This is a genomic window from Bradyrhizobium sp. Arg237L, assembly GCF_029990105.1.
Classification (GTDB): Bacteria; Pseudomonadota; Alphaproteobacteria; order Rhizobiales; family Xanthobacteraceae; genus Bradyrhizobium.
In genome coordinates, this window is the sequence record NZ_JAQMIL010000035.1 from 83927 (window position 1) to 90124 (window position 6198).

The following is a 6198-nucleotide window of genomic DNA, read 5'->3' on the forward strand; positions in this document are numbered from 1 at the left end:
CTCGAACTTTGGCAGAACGTACTTAAGATTTGGCCAATTGTGCACGACTTTCAACTGCTCGAAATCCAAAAAGCTAATCCTTCGAACAGCAAATGAAGATCGTCACATGAGTTACTATGTCGCGGTGGGAGCAGGCCCAGTCGGACGCGAAACGGCTCGCATTCTGGCAGAAGAGGGCCATAGCGTAGTCCTGACGAGCAGAAATCCTGGCTTGATCGAGGCGCGAGCGGTACGCACCATTTCGGCAGATGCGACCAACGCAGTTCAGCTGGCTGAGATCAGCAAGGGCGCTGAAGCGATCTTCATGTGCGCCATGGCGGCCTATGACAGGTGGCCGACTGACTTCTTTCCAATCGTGGACGGCACGGTCAAGGCCGCTGAGGAGACTGGCGCCAAGATCGTCGTGCTTGGCAACCTATATGGATACGGCGAAAGTGCCACAAGTCCACTTTCGCCATTGGCGCCGCTCAATCCGACCAGCAGAAAAGGCACAGTCAGGGGCATCATGTGGGAGCGCGCGGCCAGATCGAACGTTCCTGCTATCGAGGTCCGTGCAAGCGATTACCTAGGCGACGGAGCTATTACCTATTTTTCGCTACTCGCCCTTCCCTCCCTTCTGAAGAAGGAGACGGTTTCATTTCCAGGTAATCTGGATGCTATCCACGCTTGGTCATTCACCAAAGACACCGCAAAGACGCTTGTGTCCGCGGCGCACTCTACAGGAGAGTGGAATCGTGCGTTTCACGTTCCGAACCAGCATGCGTCAATCCGCGAACTCACCGAAAAATTCGCAGCAGCTCTCGAGTTTGAGACGCCTAAATTGCGCGAGCTCACAGCGGAGGAATTGGAGGCCATCGGTTTCCACGAAGGCGTGGAGATGCGCTACTTGTTTGATAACCCACTTGTCGTCGACGCAAGCGACACCGAGCAACTTCTCGGCGTCACAGCAAGCAGCCTCGAAATAATGATCCAAGAAACACTGCTGGATCACAAGTGATGGAATTGTCGGCTGGCTTGATCTTCTTGCGCGCCGCAGACCCCGGTCTTCAAAACGGGGCTGCTTTAGATTTGCTCACGTGCAGCGAGAAGCCGGACGCGCTAGCACCTTCAAGCCCAGGCTTCAGCTTCATGCTGGGGATGAAATAGTCGCCACCATTCTGCTTTCTATAGGCTATCGGCGCAGTTGTTTCGATAGCACGCATCCTGTCCCGGAGCTGCGTCGCGGCTGCTTCGAAATCGGCCTCGCTGAAGCGATCAACCCGGTAAGCCACGAAGGGCGGCAGGACTTCATATCCTGGATAAAACAGAACCCCGTGATTGATCGGGAACAGCAGATCATCAATTGGACCGTTCACTCCTCGATCCGAATAGTGCTCCTCCCAACCGCCGGCTGTTACGATCAACATCGCTCGCTTGCCCGCGAGATTTCCCTCTCCGAAGCGGTCGCCCCATCGCTTGTCGCTATGTTCCCCGACGCCGTAGGCAAAGCCATTCGCGTAGACGCGATCGACCCAACCCTTAAGGATCGCGGGCATGCCGTACCACCAGAGTGGAAATTGCAGGATCAGCATGTCTGCCCAGACAAGGTTGTCGATCTCGCGCTTGACATCCGATGTGAGCGCGTCGCCGTGGAAGGCATCGTTTGATGCCGCGCCCGCAACGAGACGCTTTTCGACCGGCCAGTTCGGAAAGTCTGCACGATCGACTTCAGACTTCCACTCCTGGGCGTAAAGATCAGACACCCGAACTTCGTGACCTTGCCCAATCAGTTCCTGTACTGCAACGTCCCGGAGGGACGCGCTGAGCGACTTCGGTTCAGGATGAGCAAAAACCAGCACCACTTTCATAGATCGAACTCCGAGGCATTAACGGCGAATCTTCGTCCGACAGAGAACACCGGTTTTAGCTATATTTGAAATCGAGTAATTGCTCGGCTACTATTCATGTCATGGATAGCAAGCGGCTTGATCTCAACCTTCTGGTTACCCTCGAAGCGCTTCTAATCGAACAGAACGTGACGAGGGCTGCCGCCAGGCTGCACCTGAGTCAGCCTGCCGTCAGCGCTCAACTTAACCGCCTCAGGAAGGTATTTGACGACCCCTTGCTGATCCCGGCGCAGCGCGGGATGACACCGACCGTCAAGGCGCTCGAATTGCTTGAACCGGTACGCCAAGCGCTCGACCAGGTTCGATCCACCGTTTCACGCCACAGAAACTTCGATCCCGCCAGAGCTGAGATGACCATCACGGTCACTTGTACAGACTACTTGCAATATGCTTTGGTCGAGCCGCTGGTACTCGAATTAAGGAAAACGGCGCCCCGGGTGCGGATCGCTATCCGCAACCTTGATCTTCCGCAACTGGAAGCGCAGATGGCGCGGGGCGATGTCGATCTCGCTCTGATGACTCCGACAGACGCGCCCGCCAACCTCCGCACCAGACACCTATTCCATGACCGATACGTACTTATTGGACGGAAAGATCACCCTCGCCTTTCAAACCGACTATCGATCAAGCAGTTCACGGAACTCGAGCACGTAATTGTATCCCTTCGCGGGGGAGACCTTGTTACTCCCGTGGATATCTCGTTAGCAGCCTTGGGACTTCGACGTAACGTCGTACTGTCCGCGGCATCCTTTCTGTTTGTCCCGGACATTGTGGCACGTTCCGATTTCGTTGCTTTGGTCCCGGAACGCTTGGTGTGCGAACGGACCGAGACGTTGCGATTGATTGAAAGTCCGTTTCCTGTCGAGGGATTCTCGGTCGGCATGATCTGGCATGAACGCACCCATGGGCATAGCGGTCACCGCTGGATTCGCGAGGCGATCGTCTCGTTGGCCAACGCGCGGCTTGCCGAGCATGCTACCGCTTCAAATCTCACCCGCAGGCATGATCGACGCACAAAGCCTTCAAAGTAGGCTCGACCACGAGCGGATTGATCGGCAGGAAGTCTAATCATGTCGTTAGATCCGAAAGCATCAATCATATCGTTTGCGAGATCAGCAGCCCTTTTACCCTTCAACGCCGATCTATCCAAATCGCCTGCACTGGACACAATGGCGGATGTGCGCATTGGGCGAAGAAGGCGTTGGAGCGATAGTTCCTTGTATTCCGAATAGGTCCGCACCAGTCTCAAGGGCGCGCTCCGGCGAACGTATCGGCAGGATCGGGAGTGCCGACAAGATCTCATCTGAGCGTCCTACGCGATGCGACAGTTGCTCTCCTGCTTCGATCCACCACCGCTCGCAAATTTGCGATTGGTAATCGAGGTGGTACGAAGTGCCGGTTGGCGCCCTCCAGTCCAATCAGTGCTTGCTCAAACCGTCACGACAACCTTGCCAAATTGGTCGTTTGACTCCAGAAAGCGATGCGCTTCGACGATCTGATCAAACGGAAAGGTCTTGGCGATCACTGGCTTTAGCGAGTCTGAGACGAGGCCGTCTAGGACGAACTTCTTCGCCGCCTCCAATCGAGACTTATTGCCGGTAATCTCATGGACGAGGTAGCCGCGGAGCGTGAGAATCTTGCCCAGCACGGCAGGCAATGGAAACGGGGTCGGCTCGGCACTGAGTCCGCCGTACTCGAGGAGGATACCTCCCCGCGACATTGCTGTGGTTAGAGGATTAAATATCGGCCCTCCGACAGCATCGAGAACAACGCGTACCCCTTCGGGGCCAGCAATATCCTTGAGCCTCTGCTCCAGATCCTCTTCTTCTGAAGCAATCACCTCCGATGCGCCCAACTCGAGCAGAGCTGGCTTCTTTCGAGAAGTCCTTGTGATAGCTATAGTATGCGCCCCAACGGTCTTCGCGACCTGGATCGCCGCAATTCCAACACTACTCGAAGCGGCCGTAATGACGAGATAATCTCTCTTGGCCAGCTTGGCCACTTCGATAAGAGCGCCATAGGCGGTTAGGTACTGCATCCACACGGCGGCCGCCGAGGCGAAGCTGAGCGAGGCCGGGTGCTTGACTACGATGTCAGCGGGAAACGTCGCGACCTCGCTGTAAGTGGGCCAGCGAACCATTGAAATTGGCGGGATGATACTAACCGCGTCACCGACCACGAAGCCGTCTACGCCTTCTCCGAGCCGTTCGATGACGCCAGCTGCTTCTAGCCCAAGGCTGGACGGCAATGTTGCCGCTTCAATGTATGCTCCCTTGCGCAAGTTCGCTTCAGCCCGGTTAAGGCCCAGTGCTTTAACGCGAATTTGGACCTCACCCCGACCTGGCGGCTGAACATCGACGTTCTCGATGCGGAGAACTTCAGGACCCCCATGCTCATGGAATCGAATAACCCGTGCCATTCTAGCGTACCCCAAAATTGTTGAGTCAACTGAGACTTGCCAGCAGACCCAGCGCAAATAAATAGGATGCTGGGCAAAACAGTAGAAACTGAGAGTTTCGAAATGGACCGTCTTGCTAGCATGGCCGCGTTCGTAAAAGCCGTTGAGTTAGGAACGTTCGCGGCTGCAGCAGCTGCGCTTGATCTATCTGGGCCGATGGTCGGCAAACACGTCCGATTTCTCGAAGAACGTCTGGGTGTACGCCTCATCAACCGGACTACACGCCGCCAGAGCCTGACCGAATTCGGGCGCGCCTACTATGAACGCTGCCGGACGGTTCTGGCCGAAGCAGAGGCTGCGGACGCATTGGCGGCGGATCAGCTATCCCAACCCTGTGGAAAGCTACGTGTCACTATGCCCGTGCTCTTCGGCCGACGGTGCGTGACTCCAATTCTACTGACGCTTGCGCAGAAATATCCCGCTCTGGAGCTTGACATATCCTTCAGTGACCGCCTCGTCGACCTCGCCGAAGATGGCTATGATCTTGCCATCCGGACCGGCGACTTAGACAACAAAGTCGGAATGATTGCCCGGCGTATCGCGCGCCAGCGCATGATCGTCTGCGCATCGCCGTCCTATCTTGAGATGAACGGTCCGCCGCAGCAGATCGAGGATCTCGGCAAGCACAATGCCATCATCTATCGTCGGTCAGGCCGCATTCGCCCGTGGATCTTCCCGAGAAAGCACGGAGCCCCGGTGGGGATTACCCCCGTTAACCGGTTGAGACTGGATGACCTCGACGCGATAGCCGATGCAGCGGTCAGCGGTATGGGCCTGGCCTGGCTTCCCTACTGGCTGGTTCGCGAACGCATTCGGGCAGGCACGCTAGTCCCCCTATTGGTGGATCAGCCTTCATTTCCTTATGACTGCCATGCTCTGTGGCTACAAACGCCACACCTACCACTCAAGGTACGTCTCGCAGTGGATGCATTGGCGGCTGCTTTGCCCAAGCGTATGATGTGACATGAACACACGCCTTGAGACACTGACGGAGGCCTCAAACTGATTCAATGTCGAGGGTGGTCAGGTACTACTGTATGTTAACGTTCACGTGCCGCGGCTGCGTCACTGCATAGAGGACGGCATTGGCGACATCTGCGGCTTCGAGTTGCTCTATGTCGCCGAGCCGGCGCTGAGCGCTGTGGCGCACATCCTCGCAATGAGTCCGGCATTCACAGCGCCAAGCTCGATGCTGGTGACGCGGATGAGATCCTCTTCGTATCCATGGATGCCCCAATCGAAGCCTCTATCACGCACTCCGCCCGCTAGTTTGGGAGGGAGTTCGCCAGTGTCGGTCGGACTTTGTGATCTTGGGTGGGCTATCGCAACATCATAACCCCGAAGCATTCGACGGGTTGCCGAGGCTCTGTACATTCAATAGTCGACTATCAGTTCGGTCCGGTAGGAGCGTTGTCGAATAGCAACGGCAGGCCTTTTGGTCGAGGAGTTTGCGATTCCGAACGTGGAGGGCTCCGCGAGCTTTTACGACTCATCCCTCGTCGTGAAGTCGATTCAGCGTCTCCGTCACACTAGCGCGCCGTGTAGAACGGGTTCGTATCGTCGGCCAACGAGACGCCAATCGTCGTTGGTCAGACGCACTGGCTGAAACAAGCGGAAGCGGCCGCGATTGCCAGACCAAGCAACCATTGTTTACGCAACCATCGCTGGACGTCCCGCCAGACCGAGCCGGAAATTGGACGCGCCGGAGGAAGAAGGGCAAAAGAGCCCCTATTTTCCTTGGTCGCGGGGGTCCGCTACATCGCGAAACACCTAAAGGCGCCTATGTGTACCGAAAACTCTATCCGAGTTGATGACGTGATGGAATCGCCTAAGCTGGCGGAATGATCGGGCTGC

General features: G+C 56.4%; 5 protein-coding genes. 3 read left to right on the forward strand and 2 right to left on the reverse strand.

Annotated features, from left to right (window positions below; translation table 11 throughout):
- The first annotated feature begins 106 nt into the window (after positions 1–106).
- A complete protein-coding gene (locus OZ411_RS22020; RefSeq protein ID WP_282529629.1) occupies positions 107–997 on the forward strand; it encodes an NAD(P)H-binding protein in 891 nt (296 codons plus the stop codon).
- A 49-nt stretch (positions 998–1046) separates the two neighbouring features.
- On the opposite strand, the gene OZ411_RS22025 is transcribed toward OZ411_RS22020, so the two are convergent.
- Positions 1047–1847 (reverse strand): NAD(P)H-dependent oxidoreductase, encoded by an 801-nt coding sequence (locus OZ411_RS22025; RefSeq protein WP_282529630.1) that lies wholly within the window; start codon positions 1845–1847, stop codon positions 1047–1049.
- A gap of 101 nt (positions 1848–1948) precedes the next feature.
- Here OZ411_RS22025 and OZ411_RS22030 point away from each other — a divergent pair, with 101 nt between their 5' ends.
- Complete coding sequence (locus OZ411_RS22030; RefSeq protein WP_282529631.1) at positions 1949–2917, forward strand: LysR family transcriptional regulator; 969 nt, start codon at positions 1949–1951, stop codon at positions 2915–2917.
- Between the two features lie 398 nt (positions 2918–3315).
- On the opposite strand, the gene OZ411_RS22035 is transcribed toward OZ411_RS22030, so the two are convergent.
- On the reverse strand, positions 3316–4305 hold the full coding sequence (locus tag OZ411_RS22035) for a zinc-dependent alcohol dehydrogenase family protein (RefSeq protein ID WP_282529632.1): 990 nt from the start codon (positions 4303–4305) through the stop codon (positions 3316–3318).
- Between the two features lie 102 nt (positions 4306–4407).
- Here OZ411_RS22035 and OZ411_RS22040 point away from each other — a divergent pair, with 102 nt between their 5' ends.
- A complete protein-coding gene (locus OZ411_RS22040) occupies positions 4408–5307 on the forward strand; it encodes a LysR family transcriptional regulator (protein ID WP_282529637.1) in 900 nt (299 codons plus the stop codon).
- The last annotated feature ends 891 nt before the right edge of the window (positions 5308–6198 follow it).